The organism is Brachybacterium sp. FME24, from assembly GCF_014897705.1.
Lineage (GTDB): Bacteria > Actinomycetota > Actinomycetes > Actinomycetales > Dermabacteraceae > Brachybacterium.
Genome location: NZ_JABUXV010000002.1, coordinates 247,799 through 266,678, shown reverse-complemented (window position 1 = coordinate 266,678; position 18,880 = coordinate 247,799). Strand labels below are relative to the sequence as shown.

21 protein-coding genes are annotated in these 18,880 nt (G+C 71.0%); 9 read left to right on the top strand and 12 right to left on the bottom strand.

Features of this window, described 5'->3' with window-relative positions:
- Positions 1-87 precede the first annotated feature (87 nt).
- Entirely contained in the window at positions 88-870 is a 783-nt protein-coding gene (locus INT51_RS03255) for an ABC transporter permease (RefSeq protein WP_193103767.1), read from the bottom strand.
- Positions 867-1,841, bottom strand: a complete 975-nt coding sequence (locus INT51_RS03250) for an ATP-binding cassette domain-containing protein (protein ID WP_226831899.1) — start codon at positions 1,839-1,841, stop codon at positions 867-869. Before INT51_RS03250 ends, INT51_RS03255 begins: the two co-directional genes overlap by 4 nt.
- 70 nt (positions 1,842-1,911) lie before the next feature.
- Here INT51_RS03250 and INT51_RS03245 point away from each other — a divergent pair, with 70 nt between their 5' ends.
- The 4 genes from INT51_RS03245 (at position 1,912) to INT51_RS03230 (ending at position 5,310) form a co-directional block, all read left to right on the top strand.
- Positions 1,912-2,685 carry a TetR/AcrR family transcriptional regulator gene (locus INT51_RS03245; protein WP_226831898.1) on the top strand — a complete coding sequence of 258 codons (774 nt, stop codon included), beginning with the start codon at positions 1,912-1,914 and terminating at the stop codon, positions 2,683-2,685.
- A 159-nt stretch (positions 2,686-2,844) separates the two neighbouring features.
- Entirely contained in the window at positions 2,845-4,053 is a 1,209-nt protein-coding gene (locus INT51_RS03240) for a PLP-dependent aminotransferase family protein (protein WP_193103766.1), read from the top strand.
- 116 nt (positions 4,054-4,169) lie between these two features.
- The gene (locus INT51_RS03235; protein ID WP_193103765.1) at positions 4,170-5,105 is read left to right on the top strand and encodes a CPBP family intramembrane glutamic endopeptidase; all 936 of its coding nucleotides are present in this window, start codon (positions 4,170-4,172) and stop codon (positions 5,103-5,105) included.
- Between the two features lie 37 nt (positions 5,106-5,142).
- On the top strand, positions 5,143-5,310 hold the full coding sequence (locus INT51_RS03230; RefSeq protein WP_193103764.1) for a hypothetical protein: 168 nt from the start codon (positions 5,143-5,145) through the stop codon (positions 5,308-5,310).
- A 29-nt stretch (positions 5,311-5,339) separates the two neighbouring features.
- Here the strand turns inward: INT51_RS03230 and INT51_RS03225 are convergent, their stop codons facing one another.
- From INT51_RS03225 to INT51_RS03215, 3 genes are all read right to left on the bottom strand, one after another.
- On the bottom strand, positions 5,340-6,140 hold the full coding sequence (locus INT51_RS03225) for an SDR family oxidoreductase (RefSeq protein ID WP_193103763.1): 801 nt from the start codon (positions 6,138-6,140) through the stop codon (positions 5,340-5,342).
- An 82-nt stretch (positions 6,141-6,222) separates the two neighbouring features.
- Positions 6,223-6,771, bottom strand: coding sequence for a DUF488 family protein (locus INT51_RS03220; protein ID WP_193103762.1), 549 nt, complete (start codon positions 6,769-6,771; stop codon positions 6,223-6,225).
- Between the two features lie 29 nt (positions 6,772-6,800).
- Positions 6,801-7,415: a TetR/AcrR family transcriptional regulator gene (locus INT51_RS03215; protein WP_193103761.1), complete on the bottom strand. Its 615-nt coding sequence runs from the start codon at positions 7,413-7,415 to the stop codon at positions 6,801-6,803.
- Between the two features lie 97 nt (positions 7,416-7,512).
- Between INT51_RS03215 and INT51_RS03210 the strand changes: the two genes are divergently transcribed.
- Complete coding sequence (locus INT51_RS03210; RefSeq protein ID WP_193103760.1) at positions 7,513-8,301, top strand: SDR family oxidoreductase; 789 nt, start codon at positions 7,513-7,515, stop codon at positions 8,299-8,301.
- A gap of 133 nt (positions 8,302-8,434) precedes the next feature.
- On the opposite strand, the gene INT51_RS03205 is transcribed toward INT51_RS03210, so the two are convergent.
- Both INT51_RS03205 and INT51_RS03200 read right to left on the bottom strand, forming a co-directional pair.
- Positions 8,435-9,076, bottom strand: a complete 642-nt coding sequence (locus INT51_RS03205; RefSeq protein ID WP_193103759.1) for a cysteine hydrolase family protein — start codon at positions 9,074-9,076, stop codon at positions 8,435-8,437.
- On the bottom strand, positions 9,073-10,035 hold the full coding sequence (locus INT51_RS03200) for a DMT family transporter (protein WP_304502063.1): 963 nt from the start codon (positions 10,033-10,035) through the stop codon (positions 9,073-9,075). The genes INT51_RS03205 and INT51_RS03200 overlap by 4 nt, the downstream gene beginning before the upstream one ends.
- Positions 10,036-10,117: 82 nt before the next feature.
- On the opposite strand from INT51_RS03200, the gene INT51_RS03195 reads away from it, so the two are divergent.
- Positions 10,118-11,053, top strand: a complete 936-nt coding sequence (locus INT51_RS03195) for a LysR family transcriptional regulator (RefSeq protein ID WP_193103757.1) — start codon at positions 10,118-10,120, stop codon at positions 11,051-11,053.
- 23 nt (positions 11,054-11,076) lie between these two features.
- Here the strand turns inward: INT51_RS03195 and INT51_RS03190 are convergent, their stop codons facing one another.
- Both INT51_RS03190 and INT51_RS03185 read right to left on the bottom strand, forming a co-directional pair.
- Positions 11,077-11,835, bottom strand: a complete 759-nt coding sequence (locus tag INT51_RS03190) for an alpha/beta fold hydrolase (RefSeq protein WP_193103756.1) — start codon at positions 11,833-11,835, stop codon at positions 11,077-11,079.
- Positions 11,836-11,924: 89 nt separating this feature from the next.
- Positions 11,925-13,427 carry a cytosine permease gene (locus INT51_RS03185; protein WP_193103755.1) on the bottom strand — a complete coding sequence of 501 codons (1,503 nt, stop codon included), beginning with the start codon at positions 13,425-13,427 and terminating at the stop codon, positions 11,925-11,927.
- 289 nt (positions 13,428-13,716) lie between these two features.
- Between INT51_RS03185 and INT51_RS03180 the strand changes: the two genes are divergently transcribed.
- The gene (locus tag INT51_RS03180) at positions 13,717-14,796 is read left to right on the top strand and encodes an FUSC family protein (RefSeq protein WP_193103754.1); all 1,080 of its coding nucleotides are present in this window, start codon (positions 13,717-13,719) and stop codon (positions 14,794-14,796) included.
- 42 nt (positions 14,797-14,838) lie between these two features.
- Entirely contained in the window at positions 14,839-15,645 is an 807-nt protein-coding gene (locus tag INT51_RS03175; protein WP_193103753.1) for a methyltransferase domain-containing protein, read from the top strand.
- A gap of 73 nt (positions 15,646-15,718) precedes the next feature.
- On the opposite strand, the gene INT51_RS03170 is transcribed toward INT51_RS03175, so the two are convergent.
- Positions 15,719-16,681, bottom strand: coding sequence for a DMT family transporter (locus tag INT51_RS03170; protein ID WP_226831897.1), 963 nt, complete (start codon positions 16,679-16,681; stop codon positions 15,719-15,721).
- 39 nt (positions 16,682-16,720) lie between these two features.
- Here INT51_RS03170 and INT51_RS03165 point away from each other — a divergent pair, with 39 nt between their 5' ends.
- A complete protein-coding gene (locus INT51_RS03165; protein WP_193103752.1) occupies positions 16,721-17,140 on the top strand; it encodes a DoxX family membrane protein in 420 nt (139 codons plus the stop codon).
- 49 nt (positions 17,141-17,189) lie between these two features.
- Here INT51_RS03165 and INT51_RS03160 read toward each other — a convergent pair whose 3' ends face one another.
- Both INT51_RS03160 and INT51_RS03155 read right to left on the bottom strand, forming a co-directional pair.
- Positions 17,190-18,485, bottom strand: a complete 1,296-nt coding sequence (locus tag INT51_RS03160; protein WP_193103751.1) for an RNA polymerase sigma factor — start codon at positions 18,483-18,485, stop codon at positions 17,190-17,192.
- Positions 18,486-18,489: 4 nt separating this feature from the next.
- Positions 18,490-18,840 (bottom strand): YciI family protein, encoded by a 351-nt coding sequence (locus tag INT51_RS03155; RefSeq protein WP_193103750.1) that lies wholly within the window; start codon positions 18,838-18,840, stop codon positions 18,490-18,492.
- Positions 18,841-18,880 lie beyond the last annotated feature (40 nt).

Here is an 18,880-nt window from a genome sequence, read left to right as displayed (position 1 = left end):
GCTCCGAGAAGTAGAGGTCGAGGGCCGGATGTCGTCGCCCCCGGGGCAGAGCCACTGATCGGTTCTGCCCCGGGGGCGACGACGATCTCACCGGCGCAGCCGCCGGTACGCCCTCGCGGACAGCGGCACGAACACCACCAGCAGGACCGCCGGCCACGTCACCGCGGCGAGCAGGGCGTGCTCGGCGAGCCATCCGGTGGTCATCCCGGTCGGGTTGCCGAAGAGACCGCGGATCGCCGTTGCCGTGGCGGAGAGCGGGTTCAGGGTCGAGATCCACCCCAGCCATCCCGGCATGAACTCGGGGGAGACGAAGGCCGTGGACAGGAATCCGGCCGGCCACACCAGGGCCTGCACCGCCATGGTCGCCCCCTCTGTGCGCCCCAGGGTCAGGCCCAGGAAGATCCCCACCCACAGCATCGCCAGGCGCAGCCACAGGAGCAGCAGCACGGCGAGCACGGCGGCGCTCGCGGATCCGGTGATCCGCCATCCGATCGCGAGGCCGCCACCGAACAGCACGGCAAGTTCGACGAGGGCCGTGGTCATATCCGCGCCCACTCGACCCAGGGCCACCGCGGGGGAGGAGATCGGCAGCGATCGGAAGCGGTCGGTCACTCCCTTCTTCGCGTCCGTGGCCATTGCAGTCATGGTTGCCTCGAGACCGAACAGCATGGTCACCGCGAGCATGCCCGGGAGCAGGTAGGAGATGTACTCGCCTCCTCCGGGCAGTTGGATGGAGCCGCCGAGGATCACGGCGAACATCAGCAGCAGCATGATGGTGAACGCCAGGTTCATCACCGGGGTCCAGGGCTGGCGCCGCCAATGGCGCAGATCGCGCTCGGCGATGATGAGGCCTTCGCGAAGGACGGTCATCGGGTCTCCTCCTCGGTGAGGGCGAGGAAGACCTCGTCCAGGGTCGGTCGGCGCAGGGCCAGGTCGTCGGGCGTGATCCCGGCGGCATCGAGCCGTCGCACCACGTCGATCAGGTCCGGGGCGCCGTGCGGGGCGGGGACCGTGACGAGGCCCGCCTCCTCGTCGGTGGTGGGGGCTTGTCCATCGGGGGCGGTGAGCGTCGCCGCCACGTGCGAGGCGCTGTCGCCGACCGGGACGGTGACCTCCACCCGGTCGCCTCCGCGTCGACCCTTGAGCTCGCGCGGGCTCCCCTCGGCGATGACCCGCCCGGAGCGCATGATCGAGATGGTTCCCGCCAGCAGATCGGCCTCCTCGAGGTACTGCGTGGTCAGCAGCACCGTGGTCCCGCGCGCGGCGATCGCGGTGACCGCGGCCCAGACGTCGAGGCGGCCACGGGGGTCCAGGCCCGTGGTCGGCTCGTCCAGGAACAGCACCTGCGGTTCGGCGATCATGCCGGCGGCGATGTCCAGCCTCCGACGCATCCCTCCCGAGAACGTCGAGACCGCCCGCTGTGCGGCATCGGCGAGTCCGAACAGCTCGAGCAGCTCGTCGGCCCGACGATGCGCCTCGCGGCGACCCGCTCCGTGCAGCATCCCGAACATCACGAGGTTCTCGTGCGCACCGAGGATCTCATCGACGGCGGGCTGCTGCCCGACCAGCCCGATCCGGCGCCTTACCTGCGCGCCCTGGGTGCGGACGTCGGCCCCGGCCACCTCCGCCGTGCCGGAGTCGATGTCCAGAAGCGTGGTCAATGCCCCCACCGCGGTGGACTTCCCGGCGCCGTTGGGTCCCAGCAGGCCGTGGATCGTTCCCGTGGCGACCTCGAGGTCGAAGCCGTCCAGCGCCGCGATCGATCCGTAGTGCTTGTGCACCCCGTGCGCCCTGATCGCCGCACCGCCGTGCGCGGCGCGGTCCTGTCTCATCCGTTCCATCTGCTCTCCAAGTCTCTACACCGTACGAAGTAGGAGCTGAACCGTACACCATACGGAGTAGGGTGCGCCTATGGCCGAGATGACGAGTACTCCTTCCGGGGGCATGAGCGAGGTGACGCGCGTGCTGCAGCTGCTGTGGAGACGCCAGTTGGGCAGCCCGCGGGGCAGCAGGGGGCCGCGGCAGAAGGTCAGCATCGACCAGATCGTCGCCGCCGGTATCGAGCTGGCCGATGCCGAGGGGCTCGCGGCCGTCTCCGTGCGCAAGGTTGCCCAGAGCGTCGGCCTCTCCGCGATGTCGCTGTACACCTACGTGCCGGATCGGGGCGCACTGATCGGGTTGATGGTCGACGAGACGATCGCTCGCTCCCCGCTCCCGAGCTGGGACGGCAGTGTGCGCGAACGGCTGTGCACCCTGTCGGACCTGCTGTGGGACGAGTACCACCGGCACCCGTGGCTCCTGGACGCCCAGAGTCACCGGCCGTGGATCGGCCCGGGCGTCTCGGACCGCTACGAGGCCGAGCTGCTCGCGATCGAGGGCAGCGGGCTCGACGACATCTCCATGGACCACACCATCGGCGTGATCGAGACCCATGCCTCGGCGGCGGCGCGACGCCACCTCGAGTCGCTGCGGGCCATCGAGAACTCCGGGCAGAGCGACCTCGAATGGTGGGAGGCCAGCGCTCCCGTGCTCGAGCAGGTCATGCCGGCGGGTGCCTACCCGATCTCCGGGCGCGTCGGCACCGCGGTGGGGACGGAGTATCAGGCGGTGACCAGCATTCGGGCGGCCTATGAGTTCGGGCTGCAGATGATCCTCGACGGGATCGACGCCCGCCTCGAGCGCTGACTCGGATCGGCGCGCCCGCACGAGCACGAGTCGGCAGAGGGGGCATCACCCGTTCTCTGCGACGCCCCGGATCATGTCCAGCGGTGGGCGGCCGACGACGTCGCACGACGGAATGAGACGGCCCTTCGGGGCGCCCGCGAGCTGAGTACGCTTTCGTGGATGATCCCCCTCAGCGCCGCGGCCCGGCGGATGACGTCGAGCGCCATCCGAGAGATCCTCACCGTCACCCAGCAGCCGGACGTCATCTCCTTCGCAGGCGGGCTGCCGGCCCCGGAGCTGTTCCCGGTCGAGGAGATCCGTGCCGCGACCGACCGGATCCTCGTCGAGAGCGGCCGCGAAGTGCTGCAGTACTCGTCCACCGAGGGGCATCTCCCGCTGCGGGAGTGGATCGCGGCGCGCGGGGGCACCACGGCGGACCGCGTGCAGATCACCTCGGGCAGCCAGCAGGGCCTGGACCTCCTGGGTCGCGTTCTGATCGACCCCGGCGACGTGGTCCTGGTCGAGCGGCCCACATACCTCGGGGCCCTCCAGGCCTTCAGCCCCTACGGTGCGCGATTCGTCGAGGTCGCGACCGATGCGGAGGGCATCGTCCCCGAAGCCCTCGCCGAGCTGCTCGACCGGACGCCTGCGAAGCTGCTCTACACGATCCCGTCGTTCCAGAACCCGACCGGTCGCACGCTGACGCTCGACCGGCGACGGGCGCTGCTCGAGGTGACACGGCGCCATGGCGTCACCGTGATCGAGGACGGCCCCTACAACGAGCTGCGCTTCCGCGGGCCGGAGCTCCCCACCTTGTTCGAACTGGCCCGCGAGCAGGCCGAGAACCTGGACGACTCGCACGTCGTGCACCTGGGCACCTTCTCGAAGATCCTTGCTCCCGGCCTGCGCGACGCCTGGGTGCAGGGGCCGCAGCACGTGATCGAGAGACTGGTGCTCGCCAAGCAGGCGGCCGATCTCCACTCGCCGAGCCTGAACCAGATGATCGTCCACGCGCTCGTGGAGACCGTGCTGCCGCAGCAGATCGCGCGCGTGCGAGGGACCTATGGCCACCGCGCCGCCGTCATGTCCGATGCCCTGGCCCGGCACTTCCCGTCGGGCACGGGAGTGAGCGACCCTGAGGGCGGCATGTTCACCTGGGTCGACCTGCCGCCGGGGGATGGCGGGGCCCTGGACACCGGTGCCCTGCTGGCCACGGCTGTCGAGGCCAAGGTCGCCTACGTTCCCGGACAACCCTTCTTCGCCCACGGTGACGGCAGCAGGACTCTGCGCCTGAACTTCACGAACTCCACCGATGAGCAGATCGAGACCGGTATCCGGGCGCTCGGTGAGGTCTTCGCCGCCGCAGGGGCTGCGGCGGCCTCTCGGTGAATCGCGAGAGCCGGACCGCCTCACGGTCCAGCTCGCCGCACCGGCGATGGGAGGCTGCCCCGACAATCCGTCCGGAGCTGGTGACAGCCTGCTCACCACGGCTCATGCTCTGAGGCATGAGCACACCTCGCGCCACCCGAATCCACGAAGCCCCCCGAATCGACAGCGTCGATCCCGTCGACCGCAGCGACCGCCGTCGCTGGTGGCAACTGCTGCTCGGCATCGTCCTGTTCGTCGTCGCCGAGGTGGTGGCGATGGCTGTGACCCGCCTCGGCACCGCAGTCTCCGGAGGCTCCTCCGCGGAGGGTCCCGCAGCGTGGGCGCTCCTGCTCGGTGCGTGCGTCGGAGCGGCCGTCGCCCTCGGCGGGTTCCTCGTCATCGTCGGTCCGATCGGCCGCAGCCCCGGACTCGCCCTGCGGGGCAGGGGAAAGGCAGCCGAGCTGGGGCTGGGGCTGGCGATCGGTGCCGCGCTGATCTCCCTCAGCGTGGGTCTGATCGCGCTGCTGGGCGGCTATCGCGTCACGGGGTTCGCGGAGTCCCCGCAGCTGCTGGTACCACTCGCGATCGGTATCGGCGCCGGGGTCATCGAGGAGGTCCTGTTCCGCGGGATCCTGCTGCGTGTGCTCGAGGCGTGGATGGGCAGCTGGGCGGCGCTCGCGATCACCTCGGTGCTGTTCGGGCTGGTGCACCTGACCAATGACGGGGCGTCCATCCTGACGGCACTAGGGCTCGTGATCGAGGCAGGGGTCCTGCTGGGAGCCGCCTACCTCCTGACCCGACGGCTCTGGCTCGCGATCGGGATCCACATCGCCTGGAACGCGGTGCAGGCAGGCATGTTCTCCTCGACCGTCTCCGGCACGGGGGCGCAGCACGGACTGCTCGTCGCCGAGGTGGACGGGCCCACGTGGCTGACCGGTGGGTCCATGGGCATCGAGGGTTCGCTGATCAGCGTGCTGCTGGGGCTCGGTGTGGGGATCGTGCTGCTCGTCCTCGCGTCCCGGCGCGGGCATCTGCTGCCGTCGGTGCGGGCGGAGCGCGGCGTACAGTCGTGAGGGCGGAACCAGGTGGAATCGACGTGAGGAGTCACCGGTGGACGAGGACGTCGACCCGGCCGGCCCGGCTGGTGAGGCAGCGTGCTGGATCGGTCTGCTGTGCCCGGAGTGCGGCGCCGTGCCCGAGGGGGACGGCGCGCAGGACCAGAGCGTGCCCTGCTGGCGCTGCGGGACCGTGCGGACGCACGATGCCGAGGACGGCTGACCGGCGACGTTCGAGGCTCCGGTGATGCCTCACAGGGCAGGGGAGGCGAACCCTCCGTTGGAGTAGAGCAGCTGGCCGCGGATCCACGCACCCTGCTCCGAGACGAGGAAGCGCACCAGGTCCGACACGGTGCCTGGGCCGCCGAGCTCCCCGGCCGGGGTCGCGGCCGCGCCGGAGGCACGGATCTCCTCGGTCATCCACCCGGTGTCGATCGGACCGGGATTGAGGACGTTGGTGCGCACCCCGCGGTCGGCGAGCTCGTGGGTGCCGGCCAGCACCAGGCGGTCCAGCGCTCCCTTGGTCGCGCCGTAGGGGAGGTTGTGCACGGTGTGGTCGCTGGTCAGCGCGACCATCGCGCCGCCTGCGGTGGCAGTGCCAGTTTCGGTGCCGGGCTCGACCTGCTCGGCGAAGGCCTTCAGCAGCAGCCAGGTGGCGCGCACGTTGACCGCGTAGTGACGATCGAAACTCTCCACGGTGGTGTCCAGGATCGAGGAGTCCACCGACTCGCAATGGCAGGTGACGAGCACGCCGAGCGGTCCCAGCGCGGCGCCGGCGGAGTCGACGACAGCGGGCGGCACGGCCGGGTCCGAGAGATCGCCGGGGATCAGTTCGACGCGGCGGCCACTCTCGCGCAGCTCCTGCGCGAGCAGCTCGACGTCCGAGGGCTCGTCATGCACGCGGCGGTCGTAGTCGTCGAAGAAGTTCAGGGCCAGGTCGAAGCCGTCCTCGGCGAGCCCACGGGCGATCGCGGCACCGATGCCGCGACGACGGCCCACGCCGGTGAGCAGGGCGGTGCGGGGGAGCCGCGGGAGGTGTGTGGGGGAGTGCATGGTCCGACGGTAGGGCGTGGTCGGCGCGGCGGCCACCGGATTTCCGCGGTACGCCTCGTCCCAGCTGCGCCCCACCGTGACCTCAATCGTGGTCGGTTCCGTCCCACACCACGTGGTCGTCGTCGTCGAGCCGCGCTCCTCCGCTCGGTTCGTGAGCGCGAAGCTGGCCGGCGGGCATCAGATCCTCCACCGTGACCTCGTGCTCGAGCAGCATGACGTCGGCGATGAGACGGCGGTGGCAGCGCCACCACACCGACTCCGAGCACATGACCGCCGTGCGGGTGCGGGCCACATCGGCGCGCAGATCCTCGATCCCGGCCCGGAAGTCCTCGCTGCGGGTCCAGCCGGCGTAGGCGCGGAACTGCCGGACCCGCCACCACGTGTCCGGGGACGCGGCGTCCTCGCCCTTGGTGAGCCGGCGCCTCCCGCCCAGCCGTTCATCCCAGCGGTAGCTGATGCCGGCTTCGGCGCAGATCTCCTCGACCGCCCCTCGAGCGGCGGCGTCATTGGCTCGCGAGCCGGGGAAACGGCGCACGTCCACGAGCTGCTCGACCTCCGCGCCGCGCAGCAGCTCGGCGAGCTCGGTCCGCGACAGCGTGCCGTGTCCGACGGTGATCAGTGACGAGGCCATGGACCCAGCTTCCCACCCTGACCCCGAGGTCAGCTCGTCGACGTGTAGAGCTCGAGGTCGTGCTCGGTGCTGCCGATGCCCCCGAGCAGGGTCTGCATGATGAGGTTCGCCCACTGAGCGGCAGCATCGCCGTCGGGCCGTGCGGTCGCCGCCTCGTGGATCAAGGCCATGTACACGGTGCGCGCCCACCGTATGTCGACGCCGGGGCGCAGGAGTCCGACATCGAGGGAGCGCTGCAGGAGGGAATCGAGCGCGGCGATGTTGTCGGGGTCGATACCTCGAGCACTCTCGCTGCCGAGATCGACGAACTGCCAGGACGCTCGCCAGTCGACCTTGAGGTCGAGCGTGGCAACGGTCAGCTGGTACAGGGCGACCAGTGGGGGCGCCGTATCGACGTTCGCGCCGGCGATGGCTTCGCGCAGCTTCGCATTGACCACGTCGACGAGGGCATCTCGCAGGTCCTCCCTCGAGGAGAAACGACGGTGCACGGTCGTGCGCGCGACGCCGGCAGCTGTGGCCACGGCTGCGAGGCTCGCCGTGGGGTCGGCTGCGAACACGTGCTCTGCCGCCTCGAGGATGCGCGCGATCGAGTTCTCGGCGTCGGCACGGAGGGGCCGTGGAGGGCTCAGGTGATTTTCGGGCATAGGGAGGATTGTACAGTCCCACCTCTTGACGTAACTGCGTCATTCGTGTTGCAGTTATGTCGTCGGCGCACGGCCGACCTCACGGAAAGAGGACATCATGGATCTCCAGCTCTCGGGCAGGACTGCACTTGTCACCGGTGCGAGCAAAGGAATGGGTCTGGAGGTCGTGCGTGTCCTCCAGGAGGAAGGAGTCACCGTCGTGACCGCCTCGCGCACCGTCACGCCAGAACTCGCCGAGACCGGGGCGGTGTCCCTGATCGGCGACCTGTCGCAGCCCGATGTCCCGGCCCGGATCGTGGCCGAGGCACTCGAGGCCGTGGGAACGCTGGACATCCTCGTCAACAATGTCGGCGGCGGCGACGCGGGCGCTCCCGGAGCGGGATTCCTCGACGTCCCCGATCACGCATGGTCATCCACGTTCGACCTGAACCTCTTCGCGGCCGTGCGGACCACGCGTGCAGCTCTGCCCGCCCTGCTGGCTTCGCGGGGAACCGTCGTGAACGTCTCGTCCGACAGTGCTCGCAGGCCCCACACCGCACCCCTGCCGTACGGCGCGGCGAAGGCGGCCCTGAACGCCGTGACGAAGGGCTTGTCCGAGGAATTCGGCCCGCAGGGGGTGCGGTTCACCACCGTGTCACCGTCGTCGACCCGAACTGCCCTGTGGGAAGGCGAGCAGAGCTTCGGCGCTGACCTCGCGCAGGCGATGGGCGTCACGCAGGAGGAGCTGATCGCTGCTCTTCCGTCGCAGATGGGAATGCTCACCGACCGATTCATCGAGCCGCGTGAGATCGCGACCACGATCGCCTATCTCGTCTCGCCGCTCGCGGCCAGCGTCCACGGCGCCAACTGGGTCGTCGATGCCGGCGTCTCGAAGACCATCGCGTAAGACGTGGTGTGGCGGTTCCGTGCTTCGCGCTGAGGCATTGCCTCTGCTGAGCACCACCCGCCGCCACCAGCAACAGCACCCACCGCAGTGCCTGCACAGGCCCTGCTTCCCGGCCGCGAGCGCGGTGATCGGATCATTCGTCGCCAGCAGTGCCCGTCTCCGAGGTCCCGACCGGTGCCGTCCCCGTCCAATCGTCGAGGATCTCCCCGCTCGAGCGCAGGTCCACCTGCGGGGGGAACAGGCTCATCGCGTGCAGGGCCGCGGCGGCGTTCTGCGCGGTCGACGCCGCACAGGCGTCGGTGACCACGGTGACCCGCACACCCGCATCGGCCGCGGCGAGCACTGTCGAGATCACGCAGCAGTCGGTGGAGACGCCCGTGACCAGAAGGTGCGGACGTGAGCCGGGGGCCGCGCCGATCCGCGCAGCGAGCTGCGGGCCCCACTTCCCGAAGGTCGGCTCGTCGACCGTGGGGTGGACAGACAGGTCCCGGGCCGCGCCGACCAGCTCGTACAGCGGATCGGTGGCGGGAACGTCGGCGAACGGCCAGGCGGCGAAATAGTCCCCCCAGGCGGTCGCTCGGTCGGCGGTGGGCAGCCAGCGGGTGACCAGAGTGCGTTCGGGGCCGACCTGCGCCGCGAGAGCTGCGATGTGCGTCATCGCCGCCGGGAAGAACGGGGAGGCCCAATCGGATGCTGGATCGGCGAAGATCCGTTGGGGGTCGATGACCAGCAGCCAGGGCGAGGCCCCGGATTCCGGGCCGGGGTCAGTACTCATGGCCGCACCTTACGGTCCTCCGGTGCCGCTGCGGGCACCTTCAGGTCCGGCTGCGACCCGCGCAGAGCGGCGAGCACATTCGGTGCGACGGCGAACCCCGCGCCGACCAGGCACAGCGCGCCGCCGGCAGCGGCCAGCGCCGGGGGCACCTCCCCGAGCTGGATCCACGCGAGGACGACGGTGATTCCGGGGACGATGAGCGAGGAGGAGGTCAGCACGCCGGCCGGCGTGCGCGTCAGCGCGTACCCCCACAGCAGGAAGGCGAGGGCCGTGGGGAACACCCCCATGTACACGACGGCGACCACGGAGCTCGTCGGCGCGGAGCCGAGATCGGACATCAACTGCGACGCGAACGGGAGGCACGCGAGGAATCCTGCGGAGATTCCCACGACGGTCATGGAGGTCGAGTCGACGTGGGACAGCAGCGGCTTCTGGGCCAGGACGCTCCCGGCGTACAGCATGGCGGCGAGCAGCCCGAGCAGCAGGCCGATGCCGGAGACATGTCCGGTCGAGGTGGCCACGGTGATCAGAGCGATCCCGCCGAGGGCGACGAGCATGCCTGCGATCAGTCGCACCGAGATCCCCTCCCCGAGGAGCAGCCCCGAGGCCACGGCCACGATGAGTGGGGCGACGTTGACCAGCATCGATGTCGTGGCGGCGTCGAGCAGCAGCTCCGTCGCGTTCAGCACGATCGTGTATGCGGCGAACCAGGCGATTCCCCAGACGATCACCGCGAGCCACAGTCGCGGGGTCCTGGGCGGGCGCACCCGCCCGATGACGAGGAGCGGGAGCAGGGCGACGGCGGCCGCCCCGGTGCGCAGCAAGGACATCGCACCGGGGGAGAAATCGGCACCGCCGATGCGGATCACGATGAACGAGGACGCCCACATGAGCATCACCGCAAGAGCGGCGAGCCAGGGCAGCGCGGGGTGGGCGGAGCGGATCGGCACGGTGGACACAGGACCATGGTGGGGCGCGGAGCTGTTCTCTCCAAGCCCAGAAACACGCACAGGTGTGCGGCGCGGGAGTACAGTCGCTCCCATGCGCGACCTGAAGCAGCTGCAGTACTTCCGGTCCACGGCGCTCGCCGGCAGCGTTCGCGGCGCGGGCGCGCGGTTGGGCACGGCCCCGTCGTCGATCAGCCAGCAGATCCGAGCACTCGAGCACGATCTCGGGCTCGAGCTCTTCACCCGGGTGGGCCGTCGTCTGGAGCTCACCCCGGTCGGGAAGGAGCTGCTGGTCGAGGCCGAGAAGGTCTTCGAGGCACTCGGGTCCCTGGAGGACCGGGCGACGGACCTGCGCGCCGAGCGCTCCGAGCGCCTGGTCATCGGATACTTCTCCAGCGCCGGGGCGCACTGGATCGCGGACCTCGTGGCGTATCTCGAGTTCGTGCATCCGAGCCTCTCCGTGCGTCTCGAGCTGACCGCCGGAGGCGTCGTCGAGACCGGCCAGGACCTCCAGCTCGTGGTCTCCGGTGAGCGGGAGCTGGTCGTGCCTGCATCGCTGGGATCCGAGCTGCTGCTGGGGGACCCCTTTCTCGCAGCGGTCCCGCGGGCACACCCCCTGGCCGCACGAGGATCCGTGACCCTGGAGGACCTCACCGCGCTGCCCTGGATCGACAACGACGATTTCTCGACCTCGGACGGTCGGTGCCGACAGATCTTCCTCGATGCGTGCCGCGTCTCGGGCCTGGACATGACCTTCCGGCACCAGGCGCACGACTACCGCACGGCGCTCGAGATGGTCGATCGTGGACTCGGCGCCACCATCCTCCCGCGGCTGGGGCTCGTCGGCGTCGGCGAGGCCACAGCGGTCCTGCCGATCGTCGAGCCGAGGATCGAGCGCTGGGTCCATGTCGTGTGGCGCCGCGAGACGCCGATCGCCGGGGCCGTGGCCGATGGGCGACGGGCGCTGCGGGACCTGGTGGCCGAGGAGTCCGGGCCGGGCTCCCTCCAGGGCGTGCCGGCCCTCGTGTGAGCTGCGGCCCGGCGGATCGCTGATCAGCCGCGGGCGGCGGCGCGTCGCGCGCGCTCGACGAGCAGGGCTGCGAGGTCGTCGGGCCTGCTCCACTGCGGCCAGTGCCCCGTGGGCAGATCCACGAGCTCGAGATCCCGCACGGCGGTGACAGGAGCCATCATCGGATGGCCCTGCTCCGCCATGGACTGCACGTCCTGCGAGGTCAGCGAGCAGCACACCATCGTCGCCGGCAGATCACGCCACCCGTCCCCGGCGAGCCGCAACGCCTCCCGCAGCACCGCAGCGGGTTGCGGCACGGCCCGCTCCCGGAAGCGCTGGAGCTGCTGCGCGGTGAGACCGTCGAGGCTCGCCTGCTGACCGAGCTCGTCGTAGGGAGGAAGGGGCGACTCGGCGACGTCGGCAGGCAGGTCCGGGGCGCCGATGGTGCCGTCGGCCTGGGGGCCGCTGTCCACCCAGACGACATGGGCCACCAGTTCTGGTCTGCGCCCGAGGACGCGCATCACCGGGAGGTTCCCACCACTGTGCGCGACGAGTACCACCGGTCCGGATGCCGCGGCGAGCTCTGCCACGAGATGCTCGAGGTGGACCGCCTGATCCTCGAGCCCGCGGGACGCGCGGTCGGGATCCTCGGGATCCATGCCGGGCAGGGTCACCGCCGAGGCCGGGACGCCGTCGGCCGCGAGGTGCCGGACGACCTCGTCCCAGGCCCAGCCGCCGAGCCAGTGCCCGGGAACCAGGACCACGGGGCGAGCGGTGGGGAACAGATGGGGATCAGTGCTCATCGATGTCATACCTGCACGCTAGAAGTCTAAGAGGACAGAGGCTGTCCTCGAAGCGGTGCGGAGGTACGCCCCGATGGTCTGCTTTCGTGTCAGCCCTGCTCCTGCCGACGGATCGTCCCGCGCCGCGCGATCATCGTGACCACGAACCCGAGCACCAGCGCGAGCAGCACCCCGATGTTGGAGTACGCCCAGTTCCCGTCCCAGTACGCCCCGGCCGGGTCGTCCACGAAGGTGCCCAGGCCCAGCGGCTGCAGCAGATAGCCCTGCCAGTTGTTCCACGGGGCGGCGTCGGCGAAGGAGTTCACCACCAGGCCCCAGCCGAGCACGGAGGCGACCACCATGGTGATCACCGAGGTCCAGTCCACGGCGCCGTACCGCCCACGCGGATCGAACAGGGCCTTCTCGTCATAGTCGGCGCGGCGGGTGAGGATGTCGGCGATGAGGATGCCGGCCCACGCCGCGATCGGCACGCCGAGGGTGATCAGGAAGCTCTGGAACGGCCCGATGAAGCTGGTCGCGAAGAACGCCACCCAGATGGTGCCGGCGGTCAGGATCAGCCCGTCGACCGCGGCGGCCGCCGGGCGGGGGATGTTGATGCCCAGGCTGATCAAGGTCAGGCCCGAGGAGTAGATGCCCAGCACGGCGCCGGAGACCAGGGTCAGCACCGCGACGATCCAGAAGGGGATCAGCGCCCACAGCGGCAGGATCGTGGTCAGGGCGCCGATCGGGTCGCCCTCGATCGCGCCGCGCAGGGCCTCGTCGGAGCCCGCCAGCAGCAGCCCGAAGATCACCAGCACCACGGGGGCCGCCGCGCCGCCCACGGTGTTCCACGCGACGATGGAAGCGTCGGAGGCGGAGCGCTTCTGGTACCGCGACCAGTCGGCGGCGATGTTGATCCAGCCCAGCCCGAAGCCGGTCATCACCATCACCAGCGCGCCGATCATCGCCTGCGGCGAGCCGGACGGCGCGGAGAGCACGGCGGCGAGGTCGATGTGAGGGATCGTGAGGATCATGAACACGATGGTCATGGCACCGGTCGCCCAGGTCAGGATCGACTGCAGCTTCATGATCGTGTGATAGCCGAGCACGCTCGCGGTGACGATCAGAGCGGCGATGAGGATCGCGGCGATCACGGTGACAGCCTGCCCGGAGGCCAGACCCAGCACGTCGAACACGGTGGCGGTGGCGAGCACCGCGGAGATCGCGAGCGAGGTCTCCCAGCCGATCGAGGTCAGCCAGGAGACGATGCCGGGCACCTTCTGACCGTGCACCCCGAAGGCCGCCCGGGAGAGCACCATCGTCGGTGCGCTGCCGCGCTTGCCGGCGATCGCGACCAGGCCGCACAGCAGGAAGCTGATGATGATGCCGAGGATCGCGACGACCGTGGCCTGGACGAAGCTGATGCCGAAGCCGAGGAGGTACGAGCCGTAGCTCATGCCGAACACGGAGACGTTCGCGGCGAACCAGGGCCAGATCAGATCGCGCGGCTTCGCCGTCCGCTCGGATTCCGCGATGATCTCGATACCGGTGGTCTCGATGACGCCGGCGCCGCCGACGGGGGCGGGAGCGGCGGTGCTGTCAGGGGATGTCATGTCGGCTCCGGAGGAGGAGGGCCGGCCGCGGCCGGACGACGAGGATGCAGCAGGAGTGACCAGCAGTCTCCCACGGGTGTGAGCAGATCAGGGGGTGACCTGCCGCGTTTCCGGCAATACCCTGGGAGGGCGCGCCTCGCGGCGCGCTCTCCCCGTGGACGCCCCGGCGCTCCCGGTCGCTCGAGAGAACGCGACCGGCACTGCGCCCGGCCGCGCCCCCGTCGACCACCGCCACCAGTGCAGGGACGGTCCGCGGCCCGGCCCGCGGCGCCGCCCCGGAAGGAGCTCCGTGCCCGCAGCGTCCACCCGGATCCGCAGTTCGATGCAGCGGCTCGTGAGTCTCGCCCCCAGCCGCGTGGACCACATCCCCGCGCTCCGCATCGCGGTGGGCCTGGCGATCCCGCTGACGATCCTGCTGGTCACCGGGCACGTCTCCTGGGCGATGTATGCGGGCTTCGGGGCGTTCACCGGTATCTACTCGCGGTACGAGCCCACCAGGGTGCGGTTCCGGCGGCAGGCGCTGGTCGGGGCGATGCTCACCGTGTGCGTGAGCATCGGCGCGGCCCTCGCGCAGCTCGGTGAGCACATCTCCCCGCTCGCGGAGTCGTGGATCGCCCTGGTGGTCGCTGCCGTGGTCGCGGGACTCGCCGCCGCCCTGATCTCCTCCCGCGGCATCAAGCCCGGTGGCGCGGTGTTCCCGCTGTTCGCCGTGGCGGCGATCGCCTCTGCCCCGCCGGCAGCCCCGATCTGGGTGGCAGCCCTGATCGCGGGCGCGTCCGCCGCCGCGTGCGTGGTGCTGGGCCTGCTCGGGCATTGGGCAGGCGAGCGGCATCCCGGCGCGAACCACAGCCAGACGTCGCGGACCTGGACGCGCGCGCAGCTGGCCACCGAGGTCGGCCGCTACGCGGGGGTCGCGATGATCGCCGGCGCGCTGGGCCTCGCCTCGGGTCTCCCCTTCCCGTACTGGGCGCAGATCGCGGCCATCGTGCCGATGTCGGGCCTCGGGCGCACCCTGCAGGTCGAGCGCGGGCTGCATCGCATCGTCGGCACCACCGGGGGCATCCTGACCACGGCGTTCCTGCTGTCGTTCCCTGTCGAAGCGTGGCAGCTGGTGGTGTGGGTGATCGTGCTGCAGTTCCTCGCCGAGATGTACGTGCTGCGCAACTACTCCTTCGCGCTGCTGTTCATCACGCCGCTGGCCCTGCTGATGGTGCAGCTGGCGCACCCGCAGCCCGTCGGCCCGCTGCTGCAGGCGCGCGTGCTGGAGACCGCGATCGGCGCGGTGGTCGGCATCGGCGCGGTGGTCGGCGGTGCGCTGTGGGACCGGCGCCGGTCAGCCCTTCCCGCGCCTGCGGCGCCCGGTGGGTGAGCTCTGCTGGAGCCCCGGGCAGAGGATGCGTAGCGTCGGCCCATGAACACGACCCCCGCGTACACCCACGGCTACAGCGCCGCGGTGCTCGACAGTCATCGGGCCCGCACCGCCGAGAACTCCGCCGCCCACCTCCTGCCGCATCTGCGTGCGGGGCAGCGGCTGCTCGATGTGGGCAGCGGTGCGGGCACGATCACCGCGGACCTCGCCCGGATCGTCGGCCCCGAGAACCTGACCGCGCTCGAGGTGGGCGAGGAGGCGGCGGCTCTGACCCGCACCGAGCTGCAGCGACAGGGGCTCGACGGGGTGGAGGTGGTGGTCGGCGACGCCCACGAGCTGCCCTTCGCCGACGACACCTTCGACGTGGTCCACGCCCACCAGGTGCTCCAGCACGTGCCCGGACCCGTCGCCGCCCTCGCGCAGGCCCGTCGGGTCACCCGACCCGGCGGCATCGTCGCGATCCGCGACAGCGACTACGAGGGCTTCCGCTGGTTCCCCGAGGTCCTCGGCCTCGACCGCTGGCTCGAGCTGTATCTGCGGGCGGCCCGCGCCAACGGCGGCACGCCCGACGCCGGTCGCCGACTGCTCTCCTGGGCGCACGAGGCGGGCTTCTCCGAGGTGACGGCGAGTGCGTCGACCTGGCTCCATGCGACGCCGGAGACCCGCGAGGCCTGGGCGCTGACCTGCGCCGGGCGACTCACCTCCGGCCCGTTCGCGCAGCAGCTGGAGCGCGAGGGATGGGCCGACGCCGACGAGCGCGACGCCCTCGCGGCAGACTTCCGCCGCTGGGCCGAGGACCCTGACGGCTGGTTCTGCCTGCTCCACGCGGAGATCATCGCCCGCGCCTGACGGGGCGCGGGACGTGCGGGGCCTGTCGGACCTGCCGGACCTGCCCACGGTGCCGCGTCGACGGCGACACCGCTCAGACGGCGATGAGCACGATCCCGACGAGCACGATCGCCGCCCCCGCCATTCTTCGCAGGGGATCGGGCTCCTTGAACAGCCACCAGGCCAGCAGCGAGCCCACCACGATGCTCGACTCCCGGGCGGGGGCGACCAGGGACACCGGTGTGGTGCGCATCGCCTCCAGCACCAGCACGTAGGCCAGCGGTGACAGCACCGCCACCAGAGCGATCTCCCTCCCGTGCTGCTGGAGGACCGGGCCCACGCTCTCGCGGTGTCGCCGCAGCAGCGTCGGCGTCATGAACACCACCTGCCACAGGCAGCTGGTGACGAAATAGGTGACCGGTGGCAGGCCGAGAGTGGTGACCGAGTAGCTGTCCCACAGCGTGTAGGCGGCGATTCCGATCCCGGTCGCGCCGCCCCAGGCGATCCCGGCGCGCGCGCCGTGGCGTCCTGCCGCGGAGCGTCCGGTGGCGACCACCACGATCCCGCCCACCACGACGAGGGCGCCCGCAGCGGCTACCCAGCCGGGCCGTTCGCCGAGCACGAGGATCGCGATCGTCATGCTCAGCACCGGTCCGACGCCGCGAGCCACGGGGTACACGACCCCGAGATCGGCCCTCGCATAGCCGGTCTGCAAGGTCAGCTGATAGGCGATGTGGAGGATCCCGGAGACGCAGGGGGCGAGCAGCAGCGCCGGGGAGAACCCGGTGCCGGAGTGCACCAGTATGACCACCGCGAGCGGGGCCCACAGCAGAGCCGATCCCAGGTTGTAGAGCCAGACGAAGGCGTACCCGTCGGTCCGGACTCGTTTGGCGGCGAGGTTCCAGATCGCGTGGCAGAGGGCGGCCACCAGGACCATGGTGAGGGCGAGGGAGCTCATCGGGACCGGGGCCGGGGACGGACGGCCCGCGGGGGCGCGGTCGGGAAGAGCATCGACCCAGTATCCCGTGAGGGTCGACAGGGCGGGCCCTCCTGACATATGGTTGAAAGCGCAACCATCCCGATTCAGGAGATTCCCATGAGCCTCAGCACCGCGATCCTCCGCGCCGTCCCCGGCGCCTTCATCCTCAACTCCGGCATCGGCAAGCTCGGCATGCCCGCCGAGATGGCCGAGGGCCTGCAGGGCATGGCCGCCAAGGGCGTGCCGCCGCTGGGGAAGCTGACCCCCGAGCAGTTCGCGAAGTTCCTCAGCTACGGCGAGATCGCCGTCGGTGGCGCGCTGCTGCTGCCCTTCGTCCCGTCCCGGGTCGCCGGGCTGGGCCTGGCCGCCTTCTCCGGGTCCATGGTGGCGATGTACCTGCGCAGCCCGGAGATGACCGAGTCCGACGGCGTGCGCCCCAGCCAGGCAGGCACTGCCGTGGCCAAGGACAGCTGGCTGCTGGCGATCGCCGGCGCCCTGGTCCTCGCGCAGGGCAGCAAGAAGCCCACCGACGGCTGAGATCGTCGGCCCCTGCGTCCGCTGATGACGCGGAGCGCTGGGGCGGACCTCACGGGTCGCCGGATGCCGTGGTGGTCGCGGCATCCAGCCGCCGCTCGATGAATCGGCGCTCGGCGGAGTTGTCGACCAGCTCGAGCGCCCGGCGCCATGCGGCCACGGCGTCGTCGAATCGCTCCACCTTCTCGCAGAACAGGGCGTGGGCGATGTGGAAGGGGTGGTGGCGCGCGAGCTCCGGGTGCTCGGCCAGCTGCTCGAGCAGCGCCAGAGCGTCCGTGGGCTCCCTCGCCCGGCCGACGGCGATGGCGCGGTTCATCCGTACCACCGGGTCCTCGCCACGAGCCAGCAGCAGGTCGTAGAGCACGACGATCTGCTCCCAGTCGGTCTCCTCGAAGCGGTCGGCCTCGGCGTGCACCGCCGCGATCGTGGCCTGGATGGTGAGCCGGCCGGCGTCCTTGCGCCCGGCCGCCTCCTGCACGAGGGCGAGCCCCTCCTGGAGGAGAAGCCGGTCCCATCGGGAGCGGTCCTGGTCCTCGAGCGGGACCGGCACGCCGTCCGAGTCCTCGCGGGCGGGGGAGCGGGCGTCGGTGAGCAGCAGCAGCGCGAGCAGCCCCTGCGGCTCAGCAGTCGACGGCAGCAGGTGATGCGTGATCCGCGCCAGTCGGATCGCCTCCGCGGTGAGCTCGCGCCGAATGGGAGTATCGCCGCTGGTCGCGGCGTATCCCTCAGTGAAGATCAGGGAGATCGCCGTGAGCACGAGCGGCAGTCGACGGTCCCGCTCGGCCGGATCTGCGGGCACGGTGAGCGGGATCGCAGTCGCCGTGATCCGCTTCTTCGCTCGGGTGATCCGCGCCTGCAGCGTCGGCACCGGCAGCAGCAGGGACTGCGCGACCTCCGCCGTGCTCAGCGAGGCCACGAAGCGCAGCATGAGCGCGATGCGGTCGGCCGGGGCGATCGCGGGGTGGCAGCAGCCCATGAGCATCGCGAGCCGGTCATCAGGCAGATCCTCGGCGGCGAGTGCCTCCTCGTCGGCCGGTGGGGCCGCCACGGGACCCTCGCGCACGTGCAGCTGCGCCAGTCGGCGCGCGACGGTCGCGTCCCGGCGCACCCGATCCAGCGCGACCCGCTTCGCGACCGTGGTCAGCCAGGCCAGCGGCCGCTGCGGGACTCCCTGCTCGGGCCAGCTGCGCAGGGCGGATTCCATCGCCTCCTGCGCGGCATCCTCGGCGAGGTCCAGGTCACCGAAACGGCGCACGAGGGTCGCCAGCAGACGGCTGTGCTCCTCCCGGTGCACCCGGGCCAGCACGTCGTCGGCGGGCAGCTGCTCGTGCGCCGCGCGGTCGACCATCGGCTCAGAGGTCGAGCAGCGGGCGCACCTCGATGCGACCGCCGATCGCCCCCGGACACTTCGCGGCCCAGGCGAGGGCCTCGTCGAGATTCGCGACGTCCAGGACGATCGTGCCGCCCACGAACTCGCGGCTCTCGGCATAGGGGCCCGCAGTGATCACGGGCTCCGCGTCGCGGTCGGCCTTGGTGAGGCTCGTGCCCTCCTCGGGATCGGTGAGGCCGAAGCCGCCGGCGAGCACCCCGGCCTTCTCGAGCTCGGCGTCGAAGGCGATGAACTCCTCGACGCCGGGGCCCTCCTCGGTCTCGCCGCAGCGTTCGTCGGCAAGGTTCCCCATCAGCAGCAGTACGTACTTCATCGTGACTCCTCCAGCGGTGCGGTGACCGAGCCGGGCGGCT

Coding starts and splice junctions, on each gene's coding strand:
- INT51_RS03165 (WP_193103752.1), top strand. CDS start 16,721: ATGAGCCTCAGCACCGCGATCCTCCGCGCCGTCCCCGGCGCCTTCATC.
- INT51_RS03170 (WP_226831897.1), bottom strand. CDS start 16,681: ATGTCAGGAGGGCCCGCCCTGTCGACCCTCACGGGATACTGGGTCGAT.
- INT51_RS03245 (WP_226831898.1), top strand. CDS start 1,912: ATGGCCGAGATGACGAGTACTCCTTCCGGGGGCATGAGCGAGGTGACG.
- INT51_RS03220 (WP_193103762.1), bottom strand. CDS start 6,771: ATGGCCTCGTCACTGATCACCGTCGGACACGGCACGCTGTCGCGGACC.
- INT51_RS03250 (WP_226831899.1), bottom strand. CDS start 1,841: ATGGAACGGATGAGACAGGACCGCGCCGCGCACGGCGGTGCGGCGATC.
- INT51_RS03155 (WP_193103750.1), bottom strand. CDS start 18,840: ATGAAGTACGTACTGCTGCTGATGGGGAACCTTGCCGACGAACGCTGC.
- INT51_RS03240 (WP_193103766.1), top strand. CDS start 2,845: ATGATCCCCCTCAGCGCCGCGGCCCGGCGGATGACGTCGAGCGCCATC.
- INT51_RS03215 (WP_193103761.1), bottom strand. CDS start 7,415: ATGCCCGAAAATCACCTGAGCCCTCCACGGCCCCTCCGTGCCGACGCC.
- INT51_RS03205 (WP_193103759.1), bottom strand. CDS start 9,076: ATGAGTACTGACCCCGGCCCGGAATCCGGGGCCTCGCCCTGGCTGCTG.
- INT51_RS03190 (WP_193103756.1), bottom strand. CDS start 11,835: ATGAGCACTGATCCCCATCTGTTCCCCACCGCTCGCCCCGTGGTCCTG.
- INT51_RS03175 (WP_193103753.1), top strand. CDS start 14,839: ATGAACACGACCCCCGCGTACACCCACGGCTACAGCGCCGCGGTGCTC.
- INT51_RS03195 (WP_193103757.1), top strand. CDS start 10,118: ATGCGCGACCTGAAGCAGCTGCAGTACTTCCGGTCCACGGCGCTCGCC.
- INT51_RS03225 (WP_193103763.1), bottom strand. CDS start 6,140: ATGCACTCCCCCACACACCTCCCGCGGCTCCCCCGCACCGCCCTGCTC.
- INT51_RS03210 (WP_193103760.1), top strand. CDS start 7,513: ATGGATCTCCAGCTCTCGGGCAGGACTGCACTTGTCACCGGTGCGAGC.
- INT51_RS03235 (WP_193103765.1), top strand. CDS start 4,170: ATGAGCACACCTCGCGCCACCCGAATCCACGAAGCCCCCCGAATCGAC.
- INT51_RS03185 (WP_193103755.1), bottom strand. CDS start 13,427: ATGACATCCCCTGACAGCACCGCCGCTCCCGCCCCCGTCGGCGGCGCC.
- INT51_RS03255 (WP_193103767.1), bottom strand. CDS start 870: ATGACCGTCCTTCGCGAAGGCCTCATCATCGCCGAGCGCGATCTGCGC.
- INT51_RS03160 (WP_193103751.1), bottom strand. CDS start 18,485: ATGGTCGACCGCGCGGCGCACGAGCAGCTGCCCGCCGACGACGTGCTG.